The organism is Aeromonas enteropelogenes (genome assembly GCF_000819845.1).
GTDB classification, from domain to species: domain Bacteria; phylum Pseudomonadota; class Gammaproteobacteria; order Enterobacterales; family Aeromonadaceae; genus Aeromonas; species Aeromonas enteropelogenes.
On the sequence record NZ_CDCG01000028.1, the window covers coordinates 1 to 17,026 of the forward strand.

The 17,026-nt window shown below is 59.0% G+C and carries 15 protein-coding genes and 1 pseudogene; 7 read left to right on the forward strand and 9 right to left on the reverse strand.

Features of this window, described 5'->3' with window-relative positions:
• Positions 1 to 290 precede the first annotated feature (290 nt).
• From BN1123_RS10370 to BN1123_RS10380, 3 genes are all read right to left on the reverse strand, one after another.
• Positions 291 to 1,337, reverse strand: coding sequence for an NAD(P)H-dependent flavin oxidoreductase (locus BN1123_RS10370; protein WP_042026856.1), 1,047 nt, complete (start codon positions 1,335 to 1,337; stop codon positions 291 to 293).
• Positions 1,334 to 1,621 carry a Pathogenicity locus gene (locus tag BN1123_RS10375; RefSeq protein ID WP_042026857.1) on the reverse strand — a complete coding sequence of 96 codons (288 nt, stop codon included), beginning with the start codon at positions 1,619 to 1,621 and terminating at the stop codon, positions 1,334 to 1,336. Before BN1123_RS10375 ends, BN1123_RS10370 begins: the two co-directional genes overlap by 4 nt.
• 62 nt (positions 1,622 to 1,683) lie before the next feature.
• Positions 1,684 to 2,325, reverse strand: a complete 642-nt coding sequence (locus BN1123_RS10380; RefSeq protein WP_042026859.1) for a ribonuclease T2 family protein — start codon at positions 2,323 to 2,325, stop codon at positions 1,684 to 1,686.
• Between the two features lie 229 nt (positions 2,326 to 2,554).
• On the opposite strand from BN1123_RS10380, the gene BN1123_RS10385 reads away from it, so the two are divergent.
• Positions 2,555 to 3,115, forward strand: a complete 561-nt coding sequence (locus BN1123_RS10385) for a gamma carbonic anhydrase family protein (protein WP_026457421.1) — start codon at positions 2,555 to 2,557, stop codon at positions 3,113 to 3,115.
• Positions 3,116 to 3,178: 63 nt separating this feature from the next.
• Here the strand turns inward: BN1123_RS10385 and BN1123_RS10390 are convergent, their stop codons facing one another.
• The gene (locus BN1123_RS10390) at positions 3,179 to 4,090 is read right to left on the reverse strand and encodes an SAM hydrolase/SAM-dependent halogenase family protein (protein WP_042026862.1); all 912 of its coding nucleotides are present in this window, start codon (positions 4,088 to 4,090) and stop codon (positions 3,179 to 3,181) included.
• Between the two features lie 197 nt (positions 4,091 to 4,287).
• Here BN1123_RS10390 and BN1123_RS10395 point away from each other — a divergent pair, with 197 nt between their 5' ends.
• The 3 genes from BN1123_RS10395 (at position 4,288) to BN1123_RS10405 (ending at position 7,696) form a co-directional block, all read left to right on the forward strand.
• On the forward strand, positions 4,288 to 4,752 hold the full coding sequence (locus tag BN1123_RS10395) for a hypothetical protein (protein WP_042026865.1): 465 nt from the start codon (positions 4,288 to 4,290) through the stop codon (positions 4,750 to 4,752).
• A 141-nt stretch (positions 4,753 to 4,893) separates the two neighbouring features.
• Positions 4,894 to 6,399, forward strand: a complete 1,506-nt coding sequence (locus BN1123_RS10400) for a GGDEF domain-containing protein (protein ID WP_042026867.1) — start codon at positions 4,894 to 4,896, stop codon at positions 6,397 to 6,399.
• Positions 6,400 to 6,448: 49 nt separating this feature from the next.
• Complete coding sequence (locus tag BN1123_RS10405) at positions 6,449 to 7,696, forward strand: DEAD/DEAH box helicase (RefSeq protein ID WP_042026868.1); 1,248 nt, start codon at positions 6,449 to 6,451, stop codon at positions 7,694 to 7,696.
• A gap of 298 nt (positions 7,697 to 7,994) precedes the next feature.
• Here BN1123_RS10405 and BN1123_RS10410 read toward each other — a convergent pair whose 3' ends face one another.
• A complete protein-coding gene (locus tag BN1123_RS10410) occupies positions 7,995 to 8,942 on the reverse strand; it encodes a transposase (RefSeq protein WP_042026869.1) in 948 nt (315 codons plus the stop codon).
• 78 nt (positions 8,943 to 9,020) lie between these two features.
• A pseudogene (locus BN1123_RS10415) lies at positions 9,021 to 9,608 on the reverse strand (transposase); the annotation flags it as partial.
• A 281-nt stretch (positions 9,609 to 9,889) separates the two neighbouring features.
• Between BN1123_RS10415 and BN1123_RS10420 the strand changes: the two are divergent.
• Positions 9,890 to 11,005 carry a PIN domain-containing protein gene (locus BN1123_RS10420; RefSeq protein WP_042026870.1) on the forward strand — a complete coding sequence of 372 codons (1,116 nt, stop codon included), beginning with the start codon at positions 9,890 to 9,892 and terminating at the stop codon, positions 11,003 to 11,005.
• Between the two features lie 73 nt (positions 11,006 to 11,078).
• Here BN1123_RS10420 and BN1123_RS10425 read toward each other — a convergent pair whose 3' ends face one another.
• Positions 11,079 to 12,782: an amidase gene (locus tag BN1123_RS10425; RefSeq protein WP_042026872.1), complete on the reverse strand. Its 1,704-nt coding sequence runs from the start codon at positions 12,780 to 12,782 to the stop codon at positions 11,079 to 11,081.
• Between the two features lie 170 nt (positions 12,783 to 12,952).
• Positions 12,953 to 14,050 carry an agmatine deiminase gene (gene aguA, locus BN1123_RS10430; protein ID WP_042026873.1) on the reverse strand — a complete coding sequence of 366 codons (1,098 nt, stop codon included), beginning with the start codon at positions 14,048 to 14,050 and terminating at the stop codon, positions 12,953 to 12,955.
• A 143-nt stretch (positions 14,051 to 14,193) separates the two neighbouring features.
• Here aguA and BN1123_RS10435 point away from each other — a divergent pair, with 143 nt between their 5' ends.
• A complete protein-coding gene (locus tag BN1123_RS10435) occupies positions 14,194 to 15,147 on the forward strand; it encodes a LysR family transcriptional regulator (protein WP_042026874.1) in 954 nt (317 codons plus the stop codon).
• Between the two features lie 56 nt (positions 15,148 to 15,203).
• Here the strand turns inward: BN1123_RS10435 and BN1123_RS10440 are convergent, their stop codons facing one another.
• Positions 15,204 to 15,770 (reverse strand): TetR/AcrR family transcriptional regulator, encoded by a 567-nt coding sequence (locus BN1123_RS10440; protein ID WP_042026876.1) that lies wholly within the window; start codon positions 15,768 to 15,770, stop codon positions 15,204 to 15,206.
• 200 nt (positions 15,771 to 15,970) lie between these two features.
• On the opposite strand from BN1123_RS10440, the gene BN1123_RS10445 reads away from it, so the two are divergent.
• The gene (locus tag BN1123_RS10445; protein ID WP_042026878.1) at positions 15,971 to 17,008 is read left to right on the forward strand and encodes an alkene reductase; all 1,038 of its coding nucleotides are present in this window, start codon (positions 15,971 to 15,973) and stop codon (positions 17,006 to 17,008) included.
• The last annotated feature ends 18 nt before the right edge of the window (positions 17,009 to 17,026 follow it).

The following is a 17,026-nucleotide window of genomic DNA, read 5'->3' on the forward strand; positions in this document are numbered from 1 at the left end:
TCTCGAGTCAAGCCTTATTTGCAAAGGCTTTTCGAGGTTATCAACCCGGCTGTTTGCGTTGCCGCTTGCCGTGTCGATGGAGGCGCATTATAGAGAGATTGATCACATTGGCAAGGACCTCAATGCAATAAAATTGCAAAAAAGCGCACTTTTTTAGTTATTCATATCAACACACAGGATTTATACAATTTTATCCACAGCCAACCTGCTTTTAGATTAAATATGCAGCAACGCAGCACTCCCCAAGCCCGTCCACCCAGCTCATCGGCAGGACTCCGAATATAGAAGGCTTATGCCAATCCGGCCTCCTGCACCCAACGGGCGATCAGTTCCCCGGCCGGTAGCTCACGACAACCCGACACATTCTGCCCAGCCCACAGTGGTGAGAAGCTGCTGTCTCCCGCTTTTTCTGCCGCCGCACGCAGCGACGCCAGAGCGCCACCGGCATAGGGGAAATCGGGCGCCAAGTCTGACAGGGGCCCTAGTTCTTGCATCAGGCGGTTGACGATGCCTCTGGCCGGACGGCCGCTGAACAGATTGGTCAGGACGGTATGATGGCTGCCGGGAGCATGTAGCGCCGCCCGATGCAGTGCCGAGGTGGTGGCCTCCTGGCTGCACAAAAATGCCGTCCCCATCTGCACCGCGCTCGCTCCCAGCGCCAGCGCCGCCTGAATGCCTTTACCATCGACGATCCCTCCTGCGGCAATCACCGGCAGATCGACTGCTTCTACTATCTGCGGCAACAGGGTGAAGGTGCCCTGCTGCTGGTCGAGATCGTCGGAGAGGAAATGGCCGCGATGGCCGCCGGCCTCCAGCCCCTGGGCGATGATGGCATCGGCGCCATGGCGGGCCAGCCACTGCGCCTCGGCCACTGTGGTGGCGCTGGCCAGTACGCACGCCCCCATGGCTTTCACTCGGGCCAGCAGTTCGGGCTCGGGCAGACCGAAGTGAAAACTGACGACCGCCGGTTTGAACTCTGCAAGCAGGGCTGCATGTCCGGCATTGAAGGGAGCCCGGCTTGGAGCTACGACTGCCTCCTCTGCACTGATGCCCAATTCGGCATAGTAAGGTGCCAGAGCCTGCTGCCAGCGCAGCATCTGCTGCGGGTCAGGGTCAGCTTGCCGATGGCAGAAGAAATTGACGTTGAAGGGAGCGTCAGTTGCGGCGCGGATGGCCGTCAGTGCTTTATATAGCTGTTCGGCATTGAGCATGGCGGCTGGCAGAGAGCCCAGCGTGCCGGCACGGCAGGCGGCGATAACCAGGCTATGATCCTGCACACCCGCCATGGGTGCCTGAATGATGGGGTAACGCAGCCCCAGTTCGACAAACCGGTTCATGGGCGAGCCTCCTCGTTGGCCTGGGGAGGAGTGTCGGCGCTCTGGCGACGAGCCAGCGCAATGGCGCCCTCAATGGCCGCGCGAGCTTGCGGGCTGTTCTGCCAGCAGGTCGAGCCCAGCATGCCGGCCACCAACGTGACGATATGGCCGCTATCGGCCTTCGCGAGTTCACTCAGACTGTGATAGCCCAACTGTTCGAGTCGGCCAATCACGGTAGGTCCGACCCCCTTTACGCCGAGCAGCAGGCCACGTTCCTGCGCCGAAAACTGTTTCACCTCGCCCATGATTCAGATTCCTTTCCGAAGGTGGTGTTTATCAGGCCCGCGAGGAGCCTGATGTGGGGGTATCAACGAACGCTGCGCAGCAGGAAGTCCGGCTGGCCACAGGAGCGGCGCTCCCGTGTTTGCATCTCGTCCGAGCAGGGAACCGCCTCCGTCCCTTCCTTATTGATGCAGACATAGATCTCCCGCAGGAAACGCCCCCCGTCGGCGCAGGCAATCGTGATGGTGTCCGGCGCCAGCCAGTCGTTGGCCGTGGCCAGATCCGCCTTGAGCTGGAAGCTGTTCTTGCGCAGCGGCACCTCGGGGGACTGATAGGCGGCCGGGATGCTCACCCGCTGGCGCAGATCGCTGGCCAGCTGATGGAACTGCTGCTGGGTGAGACCGGAGCAAGTGCCGTGCTTCTCCCACTCATGGCGATAGAGAAAACGGCTGGGATAGAGCCCGGGGAAAGCCTCCTCCATCCCGGGATAGAGCTGCTCGCCGGTGCAGTTGCTCGGGTAACCCCGCTGATATTGCGGCCAAAGCCCGTGCAGCACGAATCCCAGCTGACGGGTGCACTGCTCCCGATCGGCCGGTTTTACGGCGCAATGCTGCGGCGACCAGGAGAGCGCCATAGCGTAGTAGTCAAATTCCCCCGCTTCCCCTTTGGCCTGCACGGCAGCGGAGAACAGCAGGCCTCCCATCAGCAACCCAATCATCTTCTTCATTTTGGTGTTATTCCTCGCGGCCACTTGCGTTTGGGGATGCTCCAAATGTCACCCCTGTTGACCCATGCTCCCATATTAAGGCGGCAGGCAACAGCCACTCCGGGCCGGAACGTGACAAGGGTCAGACCAGTGAGGGGTTTCCCAAGGCGATATCGAGGCGTAAGCTGGCCAACCGGTAGACTCCCCGTCCACCAGCTGACAATCCTTCATGGCAACCACAGGATGTAACATGATCCGCAAGAATCCCTCCGGCCACCTGCCGGTCATCGACGAATCTGCCTATATCGACAAGACCGCCATCATCTGCGGCAAGGTGATCATCAAAGAGAATGTGTTCGTCGGCCCCTATGCGGTGATCCGTGCCGACGAGGTGGATGAGAGCGGTGACATGGAGCCCATCATCATCGGCGCCAACTCCAATATTCAGGACGGGGTGGTAATCCACTCCAAATCCGGCGCTGCCGTCACCATAGGCGAATACAGCTCCATCGCCCATCGCTCCATCGTGCATGGCCCCTGCGAGGTGGGTAATCGGGTCTTCATCGGTTTCAATACCGTGCTGTTCAACTGCCATATCGGTGACGGCGCCGTGGTGCGTCACAACTCGGTCATTGATGGCTGCGATCTGCCGCCGGAGTTTTATGTCCCCTCCACCACCCGCATCAACCAGCAGAGCGATCTGACCCACATCCCCCGGGTGTCGGTCGATGCCGCCGAATTCTCGGAGGACGTGGCCCACACCAACATCGATCTGGTCAAAGGCTACAAGGCGCTCTCCAACGAGTTCTGAGGCAGGCCAATCCTGCGATGAAAAACGGGCGCCGCAGCGCCCGTTGCTATTTATGCTTCGTGTTTATGGGGAACACTTCTTCAGACTGATATGCCAGTTGGCCCCGGACTCCACCTGATATTTGGTGGCAAAGCTATCCATGTTGAGGGCCACAGAGACCTGCAACAGGCTGTTGAGGTAAACCAGCGGCTGTCCTTCCGGCACATCGCCAAAGCTGCTGACGTAGGGGGCCTTGCCATCATATTTGACGACATCCCCCTGGCTAATCGCGATGCAGGCGGTGTCTCCCTTGTCGATCCCGGCTTTGGTCAGCAGGGCGTCGTCGATATTGCTCCAGACGTTGCCATATTGCACATCCAGAATGGGGATGGTGCCCTTGAGGGTGCCATCCTTCTCGGCCACCGCCGCTTGATAGGGGATAGTCACCACCTCGGCGGGCAGTTTGGGCCCCACCTGCTCGTAACTGATGGTGCCGGAGGCAAGCCGGGCCCCGGTATAGGCGTAAACATCGCGGCCGTGGAAGGTGTAAGACTTTTCGGACCCCTTGAGACGATTGTGCTTCTCATCGATCTGGCGCACCTGATCGATGCCGAAGTGCTCGGCCACCAGAGTCAGGGTGCCGTTGTCCGGCGAGACGATATAGTGGCCACTCTTGGTCTTGAGCACGACTGACTTACGATCCGTGCCCACGCCGGGATCCACCACGCTGACAAAAACGGTACCCTTCGGCCAATATTGCAGGGTCTGATAGAGGCGGTAGGAGGCTTCCCAGATGTGGTAAGCCGGGATCTCGTGGGTCAGGTCATAGAGCCGCAGGGTACGATCCACCCCGAAGGCCACCCCCTTCATGGCCGACACGGCGCCATCCTTGAGACCGAAATCGGTCTGAAACACCAGCGCCTCGTTGGCGGCGGCGACACCGCTGGCCAACATAAAGGCGAGAGCAAGGGCGCGAGGTGCGGTACGAATGTCCATATTGAATCTCCTGAATCTGGTAGAAACGAAGAAAATGGCGACACCATTTGGCCAACCAGACTGTCACCATCGGGATCGTTTGCAAGGAAAAAGCCGTAAAGTGAGTCCTGGCTCGCAGAAAAATTGCTCATCAAACGGCCAGTCGATACCCTCAAGCGACTGACCACCCCACATTGTTCACTGCAGGAGGCGTTGCTATGCCCCTATCCACACCCCGCACTGACTGCCTGCTGCTGGAGATCGGTGAAAAGAGCAGCCAGGTCCGCCTTGATCTGTGGGACGCCACCCTTGCCCCAATTTCGCTGGCCTTTGGCATTCGCGCCATCCAGCCCGGGCCCTTCAGACATGCCCCGCCCACCCCGCTCGAACTGGAGCGCGCCATCATGGTGGTGGAGGATGAGCTGATGCGCATCGCCCTCCGGATCCCGTCCGGGGTGCCGCTGGCGGTACGCAGCCAGCCTTCACTGACGCCAGTGCTGGGGGCGCACCAACTGAGCCGGGAGCACATCGAGCTGATCTTCGGCCAGTTGGCCGCCATGGCGGAAGGGGATCCCCTCGTTGCCAGCCAGCTGCCACAGGATACCGATTTTGCTGCAACGCTGCTGATCATCCGGGAGTGGCTGCATCATCTGGCCAGCGACAGCGTCATCCTCATCGAATAACCGATCGCTTCAGCCTGGGGCAAGGATTGACAGTGGATTCTAGCGGGGTGCCGGTGGCATATACTCCAGCCACACGGACTTCATTTCCGATCAGTGCTGTACTTGACTCATCACACTCATTCCCGAGGAGAAGCCCCGGCCATGATCCGGAACCAGGTTCGCTTTCATCATCCCAAACCGGCACTGCTGGGAGTGATCCTGCTTATCCTGACCGGCCTTGCTTGCGTGTTCTACTACACCTATCTGAACATCCGTCACGACATGGACCTCATCACGGCCAAGCAAGACAACGTGTTCGAGGTTTTCTACCAGCGGGCCAAGATCCTCAAGGTGGAGAACATCACCCACTATCTCGAACAGCACCACGCTCTGGAGCAAGGGAACCCCAAGAGTGAAGAGGGCACCAACTACCTCTATGGCTACGATATCGAGAGCAAGGCCCGCTTTGCCGATATCCCGCTGCAATATCCGGCCGCCAATATTCTCAACACCTTCCGCTATGCCCTTTCCTATCCGGAGGTCATCAATATCTACACCATCTGGAATGACTACCGGCTGCTCGGCATGGTGGCCAATGACGATGTGCTGCCGACCAAACTGACGCCCATTGGCTCCAATATGAGGGCGTTTGCGCCCTGGCATCACTATTTTGGCTGCACCGACTTCATCACCAAGCACACGCTGTGCAGCAAGGACGAGGCGTTCGTCTCGGATATCGAGGTTGACAGTTTCACCCTGCGCAACACTATAGTGATGTTCTTCCCCTTCGTGCTGGAGCAGAAGAGAAGCGATGCCAAATATGGGTTGCTCGGGATCGACATCGCCGTCGACAAAGCCTTCGAGGATGTGTTGCGCCCGTTCAACGAACTCAACCCGACACGCACCGCGATCTCCTTTGATGCTGCCAAGCCCTGCCCCGCCAGACATATCTGCCTGAGCCAGCCCTTTATGCGCACCAAGGCCGGGACCATTCTCTACCTCAAATGGGCATATTCCTGGCTCGACTTCATCAAGGTGACGCTGCACAGTGCCGCCTTCAAGGTCTATCTGATCCTGTTGCTGCTGATCATGGTCATCGGCAAGCAGCTCTACCAGCGCGTGCGCACCCTGGCCTATACCGATCAGCTGACCCGCTTGCCAAGGCGCGATGTGCTTAACCCGGCACGGTTACACGAGCACGACTACCTGATGCTGCTGGATATCGACAACTTCAAGTCAATCAATGACATCTATGGCCACAACGCGGGCGATCAAGCGCTGGCTGCCTTCGCTCGCCATCTGGAGGACAATACCCGCAAGATAGATTCCGCCATCCGCTGGGGAGGCGAAGAGTTTATCGTACTGTTCAAGGGGATGGGGGATGACGACATGATGCGCCACTCGGCGGCCCGTCTGCTGGCCAAGCCACTGGCAATCCCCGCCTTGCCGACCCCCATCACCTTCTCGGCCGGCATCATCCGCATTCGCGACTATCTGACGGTCTCGGAGGCCGTGCACCTGGCCGATGAGCTGCTCTATCACGTAAAACAGCACGGCAAGCACAATATCGCCTGGTATGAAGGGCAGGAGATCCGCCTGATCCGCGAGCCCTCTGCCCAGCCAGCTTCTGCCGATGAGGCGGCTCTGCTACCATCGCGGCCATTGTGACTGTTTCCGTCGTGGCCGCCGGCCGCGATAACCCCTATCTGGTGCCCTTATGTCTATTGCTTCTTTTGCCGAACTGGCTCTCTCCCCCCATCTGCTTCAGACCCTGAATGAGCTGGGCTATGCCTCCTCCACCCCTATTCAGGCACAAGCGATCCCCGCCATTCTGGCGGGGCGGGATCTGCTGGCGGGCGCCCAGACCGGCACCGGCAAGACTGCCGCCTTTGTGCTGCCGCTGATTGAACAGCTGCAAAAGATGCCAACCGACAAGACGCGCCCGGTGCGTGCCCTGGTGCTGGTGCCGACCCGCGAGTTGGCGGTGCAGGTGCATGAGAGCGTCGAACGCTACGGGCAGGGAATCGATCTGACCAGCACCCTCGTCTACGGCGGGGTCAGCATCGCCGCCCAGGTGGAGGCACTCAAATCGAGTGTGGATATCCTGATCGCCACCCCGGGCCGTTTGCTCGATCATCTTCGCCACGGGGCAGTGAGCCTGGAATCTGTGGCCCATCTGGTGTTTGACGAGGCCGACAGGATGCTCGACATGGGCTTTATGGACGAAATCAAGGCGCTGTTGAAATTCCTGCCAAAGGATCGCCAGACCCTGCTCTTCTCCGCCACCTGCGATGACAACCTGTTTGCCTTGAGCAAGGTATTGCTGCGCGACCCCGAACTGATTGAAGTGGCACCGCGCAACACCACGGCGGCCGAGGTGGAGCAGCGTGTCTATGCGGTGGACAGCGAGCGCAAGGTAGAGCTGGTGCAGCACCTTATCAAGGCGAAGGGGTGGGCGCCGGCGCTGATCTTCAGCCGCACCCGCCAGGGAGCCGACAAGCTGGCCCAGCAGCTTGGCAAGGCGGGCTTCAATGCGCTGGCCTTTCACGGGGACTTGTCGCAAAGCGCGCGGGAGAAGGTATTGATCGAGTTTCGCGCTGGCACCCTGCAGGCCCTGGTGGCCACCGACGTGGCGGCACGCGGGCTCGATATCAGCGATCTCAACTATGTGATTAACATGGAGTTTCCCTTTGTAGCCGAGGACTACGTGCACCGCATCGGCCGCACCGGTCGCGCCGGCAACAAGGGACTCGCCATCACACTGTTCAGCCCGGAGGACACGCCACTGCTGGAAAAAGTCGAGGCGGTGCTCGACACCCGTCTGCCCCAGCAGTGGTTCCCGGGCTTTGAGCCGGATCTCACCCGCGATATCCCCACCCCGCGCCGCAATGGCAAGGGGGCCCAGAAGCAGAAGGCCAGACGCCAGGCTCTGGGGGGCAATAAAGGCAGCAAAGGACGACGCTAACACCCCGCCTCCATAAAAAAGAACGCCCAATCGGGCGTTTTTGTTACTGGCGCTTTGGCCTCTTGTTCGGGCACCCCCTTTTTTGGGGGCCTCTTGTTCGGGACACCCACTTTTCTACCTATCTCTGTAGTGAAGACCGATCTAATCGGCTGGTGGTGTGGTTTCAGCAGGATACAGCCAGAATCGTCACCATTTCAGGGCGAGATATGGAAGGCGCCGAAAGAAGAGCCAGATAACGGCCAGCCAATAACGCTGGTGTCATGGGACATACCAGGTTGTAGGTGGATTTGGAGTGAAATCAGTGAATTGGCTGATGACATCGTCGCTGTCCACAGTGGTGGGCGTAGCGCTCACGAGCCACACAGTGACCGATGGCCCGGATACCGCTTCGTTTAAACAGCATCACCTGCTTGAGCCAGTCTTCACCGTTGAGTTGCAGCCGTTGCAAGATGGGGGAAAGCGCCTCGGGAATATAACCCCGCTTGTCACCCCGGATGGCACGGCCGGTCCAGTCGACCAGAATCAGATAGTCGGTGAAGGTGTAAGGGAGTGACCGGGGTTCACCCTTTTGAACAAACGGGAGCAGCAGGGGTGGCAGTTCGGTGGCCTGGGTACGACCCAAGCGCTGGTTGATGCTGGTGTAGTCGCTCTCCTCCGGTGTCTCAGCCAATTTTGCTCGTACCGGGTTGAGCTCCACATAGGTCATACAGGCCAATAGCGCCGACTCTGTCAACAGGGCCTGGCTCTTGAAGCGCCCCTCCCAGAAGTGGCCCTTGCAGCTATCTTCTTGATTGGCTTGGCGAGCCAGCCCCTCGTTGAGCAGGCGAATGAACCAGCTGATGGAGTAGAGTCGACCACGCCACTTTTCTATCAGCCCTTGTACCACCGTGAGCTCTGGCTCAATCAGGGCATCCCCCTGATACCAGCGTCGCACCAGCAGCGGCCACTGGAACAACCCGGCCCATCGCTCGGCCACCTCCCGCTCGCTCCAGCCCTGCGCCTGCTCTGCATCCACTTTCAGCACCAGATGATAGTGGTTGCTCATCACGGCATAGGCGCAGATGCCGATGGCAAAGAGCCGCGACAGCTGGCCCAGCCTGTCCACCACCCACTGACGGCGATGCTCGTAACTCTGCCCCGAGTGGGCATCTTCCCCACACAGGAAAGCCCGCCGCACGCAGCGGCTCACCACGTGGTAGTAGGGCGTATCCTGCAGACTGATTTGACGTGAACGGGCGATGGTCATGGCAAGTTCCCTCTGCGTTTCGGTTAAGCCAAGCAGAGCCTCACACGGCTGTCAAAAAGGTGGGTGTCCCAGAATCTTCTTCTCAGCCAATTTTGCTCGCACTGGGTTGAGCTCCACATAGGTCATACAGGCCAATAGCGCCGACTCTGTCAGCAGGGCCTGACTCTTGAAGCGCCCCTCCCAGAAGTGGCCCTTGCAGCTATCTTCTTGATTGGCTTGGCGAGCTAACCCCTCGTTGAGCAGGCGAATGAACCAGCTGATGGAGTAGAGTCGGCCACGCCACTCCTCTATCAACCCTTGCACTACCGCGAGTTCTGGCTCAATCAGGGCATCCCCCTGATACCAGCGGCGGACCAGCAGCGGCCACTGAAACAGCCCGGCCCAACGCTCGGCCACCTCCCGTTTGCTCCAGCCCTGCGCCTGCTCTGCATCCACTTTCAGCACCAGATGATAGTGGTTGCTCATCACGGCATAGGCGCAGATGCCGATGGCAAAGAGCCGCGACAGCTGGCCCAGCCTGTCGACCACCCACTGACGACGATGCTCGTAGCTCTGCCCCGAGTGGGCATCTTCCCCACACAGGAAAGCCCGCCGCACGCAGCGGCTCACCACGTGGTAGTAGGGCGTATCCTGCAGACTGATTTGACGTGAGCGGGCGATGGTCATGGCAAGTTCCTCGGCAGTGAGGCTTCAAGCCAAGCAGACCGCGACGCCCCTGTCAAAATGGTGGGTGTCCCAGAATCTTTTCTCCCAGAATCTTTTCCCCAGAATCTTTTCTTGGGCATCAACAACTTCTCAGCAGCCACCCAAGTGCTACAACGATTAGAGGCAGAAGATAATTGTGTGAAGAGCATCATAAAAAGGCCAAAATTTAGCCCCTCTTATTGACTATTAAGACATGAGGTATAACTTTGCACCTACTCTTTATACAAATATTCTGAGCGCTTATGACCCCAGAACTTCAAAGCAGGCTAGTATTCATTGATACATCAGCATTTGAAAACAAGAATTTTCAATTCAGCTCTCATAAATTAGACCAATTATGTGGTTACTTAGAAGAAAGAAAATTACATTTACTAACAACGGAAATAACAATCCTAGAAGTAAAAAAGCATCTAAATGAGAAAGCAAAAAAAGCAGTTAGTACAATCAAAAAAGCTCAAAAAGATGCCATGATACTCAGAAACACTCCAAATCTTGATTGCCACGGTATATTTTCAGATTTAAAAGAAGAAGACATCAGCAACATTTTAATAGGAGCATTTGATAAATTCTTAGAGGTTAGCAAGGCCGAAACAGTTCCAATAAACATTGTTGACACATCAATTGTTTTCGAAAATTACTTCAATGAGTTGCCACCATTCAGCGGGGGTAATAAAAAGAATGAATTTCCCGATGCATTTGTTTTAGAGGCTGTACGTAAAATAAGTGAGGAAAGAAATCATCTTCTTTATGTAATCAGCTGCGATGGTGATATGAAAACATATGCAGAGCGACATGATAATATCGTTCATCTCAATACTGTTGATGAGCTAATTAATCTAGTTATAAGAAACGAAGCTGAACTAAGTGAACCAGTATCTTTTGCTGATAAGGTTTTCACCAGACTAGAACTAGACATTATAAAAATGCTCCATTCCAAGCTTTCAGATATGGAGTTTTATCCGGAAAGTAGTGACTACTTAGATGCTGATATTGATAGCATAGTTGTCAACCAAGTTAATATAATAGACAACAACATTATAGAAGTCAGCTCTCATAGCGCAACGTATGAATTAACGATAGAAATGCTGGTCACTGCAGAGTACGCAGTTGCAAACTATGAAAATTCCCCATGGGATCCTGAAGACAAAGAATATCTATTTATAGTAACCGATAAGTTACGTGCCAAGCATAAAGAAGAAACGTTTGTCTATGTAAAGCTGAATTATGACGACGAGCTTGCTGCACGTGCGACAGTAGAAGAAATTGAATTCACTGATACCCTAATTTCTCTAGATATAGATAGCGCCGAGATAACGTTTCAAGAGCCTTCTTATGACCCTGATGACTATAGAGAATAAGATCCCCCGTATAACGGGGGGATCTTATTTTATTATCACCAGACTACCCTTGGCTATTTAGTACTAAAAGCAATCACCCCAACGGCGGCGTGCGCGGCGGCACCTGGCGCTTGCTGCCGGTGGACTCGAAGGCCGAGGCGACGCGCAGCAGGTTGTTGTCGTCATAGGCGCGGCCAGCGAAGGTCAGGCCCACCGGCATACCGATATCGGCCATCACCCCCATGGGGACGGTGACGGTCGGCACGCCGAGATGGCGAATGGCGAGGTTGCCGTTGGCGACCCAAATGCCGTTGCTCCAGGCGATATCGGCGGAGGCCGGATTCACATCCGCATCAGCCGGAGCGACGTCGGCGACGGTGGGGAACAGCACAGCGTCGAGCTTGAGCCCGTCCATCCAGTCCTCCAGATCCAGCTTGCGGGTCTTTTCAAGGCCGCGCAGGCCATCCGGCACTGTGGCAATCTCGTCCCAGGATTTCAGGCCGCGCTTGGCCATATTGACGTACTCGTCCATACCGGCGGCGAGATCCCCCTCGCGGTTTGGCAGGGTGCCCGGATCGTGGGGGAAGATCTTGGGCCCGTCGACATCGGCGAGCTTGTTCAACTTGGGGTCGCCGTTGGCACGCAGGAAGTCGTCGAACGCCCAGCCGGAGAGCTCCCACAGCTCGTCGTTGAGAAACTCAGGGCTCACGATGCCGCGATTGAACACGGTCGGCGCACCGGGTCTGTCCCCTTCGCAGTTGGAGACCAGGGGGAAGTCCACTTCGATGACTTCGGCGCCGGCGGCTTCCAGCGCCTGACGAGCCTGCTCCCACAGGGTAATCACCGACTCGCGGGTGTGGATGCGCTGACCGGTCGGGCCACCGATGCCGGGATTCTCGCTGGTGCCGGCCAGTTCATCCTTGTTGATAAACATGCGCGGCACGCCGAAGCGCTTGCCCTTGAGGGCATCGGCCTTGGCGGCCAGATCCAGGTAAGAGGCCGGACGTACCTCGGAGGCCTTGGGGATGGAGACCCAGGGCTGCATGCGCCACAGATCACCACGGGTCTCGCTATCGTCGGCCACCACCACCTCCAGCACTGCCAAGAGATCGCTCATGGTGCGGGCATAGGGCACCACCACGTCCATGGTCGGGGTCAGCGGCCAGTTGCCGCGCACCGAGATGACGCCACGGGACGGGGTATAGGCGCACAGCCCGTTGTTGGAGGCCGGGCCCCGGCCGCTCGACCAGGTCTCTTCAGCCAGACCAAAGGCACAGAAGCTGGCGGCGGTGGCAGTACCGGCCCCGTTGGAGGAGCCGGAGGCAAACGGCGCTGCCAGGTAGTCTGCGTTGTAGGGGCTCTCGGCGCGGCCATAGACGCCGCGCTGCATGCCGCCGTTGGCCATGGGCGGCATATTGGTTTTGCCCAGGCAAATCGCACCGGCGGCGCGCAGCCGCTCGATGGTGAAGGCGTCACGCTGGGCCACCAGATCTTTAAACGCCGGGCTGCCGGAGGCGGCGGTCAGCCCCTTGACCAGGTAGCTGTCTTTCGCGGTGTAGGGAATGCCGTCCAGCGGCCCCAGGGTCTCGCCACGGGCGCGGCGGGCATCGGACGCTTGCGCCTCTTTCAGGGCATCGGGGTTGCGCACCACGACAGCGTTGAGTTTGGTGGCAGTCTCGGGGCCATCATAGGCCGCGATGCGGGCCAGGTAGGCCTTGACCAGTTCGACCGCCGTGGTGCGGCCGGATTCGAGCGCGGCACGCAGCTCGGCAATGGAAACTTCAGTCACTTCGATCATTGGGGATCTCCTGTAAAAGGGTGACGGTTTGGCGATATCCGCGCAGCAGGGCAGACACCGCGTTGTGATTGCTTGCGAGGGTAACCGCTGCTTAGCTATGTTCGGCCACCCACTTATCGAGAGATAAAACCCCACGGCGTGGGGTTTGGTCTATCACTCTTCCCTGCGGCTTATTTGCCTGAAGGGATTTGCTGGGTAATGCAGTGAATATTGCCACCGCCCAGCAGGATCTCGCGGGCCGGCACGCCAACCACTTTATGCTGCGGGAAAATTTCTTCCAGGATGCGCTGGGCCTCGCCGTCGGTGGCGGCGTCGAGCAGCGGGTAGACGATGCGATCGTTGGTGATAAGGAAGTTCACGTAGGAGCCGGCCAGACGGCCTTCGGCCTCGCGCGGTACACCGGTGCCGCTCTCGACACCGGCGGATTCTTCCTCAGTGCAGAACAGCGGGCCCGGCTGGGGCAGCCTCCATACTTTGAGCTTGCGCCCCTTGGCGTCGACGGCGGCCTCAAGCACCTTGAGGGCGGCCACGGAGCGGGCGTACTGGGGATCGGTCTGGTCGTCGGTCCAGTGCAGGGCCACTTCACCCGGGCGAACGAAGCAGCACATGTTGTCGATGTGGCCGTCGGTTTCGTCCATGTAGACGCCCTCGTCCAGCCAGATAAAGCTGGTGACGCCGAGATAGTCGCGAAGGTGTGCTTCGATCTGCTCCTTGGTGAGATCCGGGTTGCGGTTCTCGTTGAGCAGGCACTCGGCGGTGGTCATGCAGGTGCCTTCGCCGTCGACGTGGATGGAGCCCCCTTCCAGAATGAGCGGCGCGTCGTAGCGATCCATGCCGTGCTGTTCCAGCATCTGGGCCGCCACTTTTTCGTCCTGATCCCACGGATAGTAGAGACCACCCTTGTGGCCGCCCCAGGCGTTGAAGCCCCAGTCCACGCCGCGGCACTCACCGGCCGCGTTGGTGACTATGGTGGGACCTGTGTCGCGGGCCCAGCAGTCATCGCTGTTCATCTCGACCAAAGTGACGTGGGCGGGCATGACGGCGCGCGCCTGCTCCATAAACTGGGCAGGAACCCCCATAAAGACCGGGGTAGCTTGCCCAATGGCGTCAGCTACCTTGGCGAAGGTGGCCTGGGCGAAGCGGCCGGCGACGCGCCAGTTGTCCGGGCGAAACGGCCAAATCATCCAGACAGCTTGCTGATGCGCCCACTCGGCGGGCATGGTGAAGCCGTCGGCGGCCGGAGTGGAGTTGATGGTCTTGATGCTCATCGCAAGGCTCCTTGCATGGATTGAGGCCCCCTATTTGCACGGGAACCAGGGAAAAATAAGAGTGGGTCGCAGTGTAAAAAGTTGTACGCCCATCCATCAAATGAATAGGATGGATTGTCCCATAAACACTGCAAATAATCTTGATGAAACTGCACCAGCTCGACCTCAATCTGCTGCTCGCCTTTGACGCCCTGATGACACAGGGCAGCGTCACCCGCGCCGCCGAAACCCTGTTTATCAGCCAGCCTGCCATGAGCCACGCCCTCGGTCGGCTGCGTACCTTTTTCGGCGACCCGTTACTGGTGCGCACCCCGCAGGGCATGTTGCCCACGTCGCGCGCCCAGCGGCTGCATCTGGGGGTACAGCAGGCGCTGCGGCTGCTGGAGCAACAGCTCAGTGAAGAAGAGGAGTTCGAGCCACTCCTCTCCAGACGGCGCTTTGTGCTCTGCACCACGGATTATGTGGAGTGCGTACTGATCCCGCCCCTCATCCAGCGCCTCAAGGTACTGGCGCCCTGGGTCACCATCGAGATCCGCATCCTGCGCGACACCCTGCCGGAGGCGGAGCTGGCGAGCGGCGAGATCGATCTGGTGCTGGGGTTTGACGAATACATGCAGGTGCCGGGGTATCTCGGCAAAGAGACCTGGCTCACCGAGCCTCTGGCTGGTCTGGTCAGTGCCGATCTGTCCATCCCCAAATCGGGCCCCGCAGGAGCAGAGGATGACCCCTCCAGCTGGGAAGAGCGCATCACCCTGCAGCAGCTGATCGCGATGCCTCATGTGTTTCACTCGCCGCTCGGCACCTCGGAGGCGAGCCTGGATCGCTACCTCAAGAGCCTGGGCTTTAGTCGCACCATCTCGGTCAACAGCCAGAGCTATATGTCCGCCGCCGCCATCGTCAGCCAGAGCGATCACCTGCTGGTGCTGCCGAGCATGGTGGCCGAACTGCTCGCCAGCCACTGGCCACTGAAAAGCCTGCCGTTGCCCGAGGACGTGCCGGACTACCACCTCAACTGCGTCTGGCACCCCGTGCATGCGCAGCAACCGGCATTGGTGTGGCTAAAAGAGTTGATGAAGGAGTTGGTGAGCCCGGAGTAACAGCCTCCTAAACAACAATGGCTCCCTGGGGAGCCATTGTTTTTTGCTGCGTCTCATCACGCTCGCAGGGCGTTGATCAGCTGGGTGACGACCCCGTCGAGCAGGGGGCGATCCGGGCGGCACTGGGCAAAGGTGACCAGGCCCTGAATGTTGATCAGCAAGAAGGCGGTCAGGGTCGGGATATCCCGCTCGGCCGCCAGCTCACCGAGAGCCTGGGCCTGTTTCAGCTGCGCCGCCAGATCCTGCTCCATTTCGCCATAGATGACTTTCACCCGCTGGGTCAGCTCTTCATCCTGCTCGCTCAGCTCCATCATGGTACGGGTCACCAGGCAGGTCCCGCAGAGGGCCTCGCTCACCACCCGCTCAAGATAGGCGGCCAGCCCCGCCAGAGGGCTCGGGTTGTCGAGCAGCGCACGGCGCTGGGCACGTTTGCCTTCCACGTAGTGATCCACCGCCGCCAGCAGCAGGCCGCGTTTGTTGCCAAAGGCGCCGTAGATGCTGCCCGGGTGCAGGCCGGTAGCGGCCACCAGCTCCTGCATGGTGGTCTTGGCATATCCCTTGGCACGAAATGCCTCCATGGCGTTTCGCAACACCTCGTCCCGATCAAACTCGGCAATACGCATGGATCCTCCCCTGGGAAATGGTTCACCGGCAAGGGCGCTGACACCTGCCGATTCAAGAGTGCTTGGCAAAGGGCGGCAAGTTTACCCCAGCAGCAGGGCAAGGCCAACCATGTTGAACGAGCATTCAAAAAAAGCTTGCGCCCGTCCGCAAAAACGAATTGAATGCACATTCAAGAATAACTCGCTCAGGACAATCTATCATGAACACCCTGTTTCAGCCGTATCGTCTCAACGACACCCTCACCCTCGCCAATCGCTTCATGATGGCACCCCTGACTCGCTGCATGGCGGGCCCCGGCCTGGTACCGACCGAACAGATGGCGGCCTACTACGCCCGGCGCGCCGATATCGGCCTCATCATCTCGGAAGCCGTCATCATTCGCCCGGACGGTCAGGGCTATCCCAACACCCCGGGTCTTTTCAGCCAGGCCCAGATCGAGGGCTGGAAGAAGGTGACCGGCGCCGTGCACGCCAAGGGTGGCAAGATCTTCGCCCAGCTGTGGCATGTGGGTCGCCTCTCCCACCCCTTCTTCCACCACGGCGAAGTGCTGGCCCCCTCTGCGGTTGCCCATGAAGGCACTGTGCCGCGCATGCGCGAGCTGACCTATCAGGTGCCCCGCGCCCTGACCCTGGCCGAGATCGCCCAGCTGGTGCAGGATTATGCCCAGGCCGCCGCCAACGCCATCGAGGCGGGCTTCGACGGGGTCGAGATCCACGGCGCCAACGGCTACCTCATCGACCAGTTCCTGCATCACTCCTCCAACCTGCGCAGCGATGAGTACGGTGGCAACCCGGCCAACATGAGCCGCTTCGCGCTGGAGGTGGTGGATGCCATCAGCGCGCGCATCGGTGGTGAGCGGGTCGGCCTGCGCCTCTCCCCGGGGGCCTATGTTCATCTGGCGGGTAGCCCGGAAGATCGCGCCGTGTTCGACCATCTGCTGGCCGAGCTGAACCAGCGCACGCTGGCTTATATCCACCTCGGGATCTTCGATGACAGCCTGACCTTCGACTATCTGGACGGCCGCGCCTCCGACTACCTGCGCAGCCACTATCAGGGCAATCTGGTGGGGGTTGGCAACTACAGCGCCGAGACGGCGGCACAGGCCATCAAGGCCGAGCGCTTCGATCTGGTGGCCATCGGCCGACCGCTGATCGCCAACCCGGACTATCTCGACAAGGTGAAGAATGGCGAGGCGCTGGTGCCCTATGCCGAGACCATGCTGGCTGAGCTGGTGTAACGGGCAAGCCACTGCAAA

Excerpts from the sequence above, each read along its gene's own strand:
- BN1123_RS10370 (WP_042026856.1), bottom strand. The coding sequence starts at position 1,337 with ATGAACCGGTTTGTCGAACTGGGGCTGCGTTACCCCATCATTCAGGCA.
- BN1123_RS10375 (WP_042026857.1), bottom strand. The coding sequence starts at position 1,621 with ATGGGCGAGGTGAAACAGTTTTCGGCGCAGGAACGTGGCCTGCTGCTC.
- BN1123_RS10380 (WP_042026859.1), bottom strand. The coding sequence starts at position 2,325 with ATGAAGAAGATGATTGGGTTGCTGATGGGAGGCCTGCTGTTCTCCGCT.
- BN1123_RS10385 (WP_026457421.1), top strand. The coding sequence starts at position 2,555 with ATGATCCGCAAGAATCCCTCCGGCCACCTGCCGGTCATCGACGAATCT.
- BN1123_RS10390 (WP_042026862.1), bottom strand. The coding sequence starts at position 4,090 with ATGGACATTCGTACCGCACCTCGCGCCCTTGCTCTCGCCTTTATGTTG.
- BN1123_RS10395 (WP_042026865.1), top strand. The coding sequence starts at position 4,288 with ATGCCCCTATCCACACCCCGCACTGACTGCCTGCTGCTGGAGATCGGT.
- BN1123_RS10400 (WP_042026867.1), top strand. The coding sequence starts at position 4,894 with ATGATCCGGAACCAGGTTCGCTTTCATCATCCCAAACCGGCACTGCTG.
- BN1123_RS10405 (WP_042026868.1), top strand. The coding sequence starts at position 6,449 with ATGTCTATTGCTTCTTTTGCCGAACTGGCTCTCTCCCCCCATCTGCTT.
- BN1123_RS10410 (WP_042026869.1), bottom strand. The coding sequence starts at position 8,942 with ATGACCATCGCCCGTTCACGTCAAATCAGTCTGCAGGATACGCCCTAC.
- BN1123_RS10420 (WP_042026870.1), top strand. The coding sequence starts at position 9,890 with ATGACCCCAGAACTTCAAAGCAGGCTAGTATTCATTGATACATCAGCA.
- BN1123_RS10425 (WP_042026872.1), bottom strand. The coding sequence starts at position 12,782 with ATGATCGAAGTGACTGAAGTTTCCATTGCCGAGCTGCGTGCCGCGCTC.
- aguA (WP_042026873.1), bottom strand. The coding sequence starts at position 14,050 with ATGAGCATCAAGACCATCAACTCCACTCCGGCCGCCGACGGCTTCACC.
- BN1123_RS10435 (WP_042026874.1), top strand. The coding sequence starts at position 14,194 with ATGAAACTGCACCAGCTCGACCTCAATCTGCTGCTCGCCTTTGACGCC.
- BN1123_RS10440 (WP_042026876.1), bottom strand. The coding sequence starts at position 15,770 with ATGCGTATTGCCGAGTTTGATCGGGACGAGGTGTTGCGAAACGCCATG.
- BN1123_RS10445 (WP_042026878.1), top strand. The coding sequence starts at position 15,971 with ATGAACACCCTGTTTCAGCCGTATCGTCTCAACGACACCCTCACCCTC.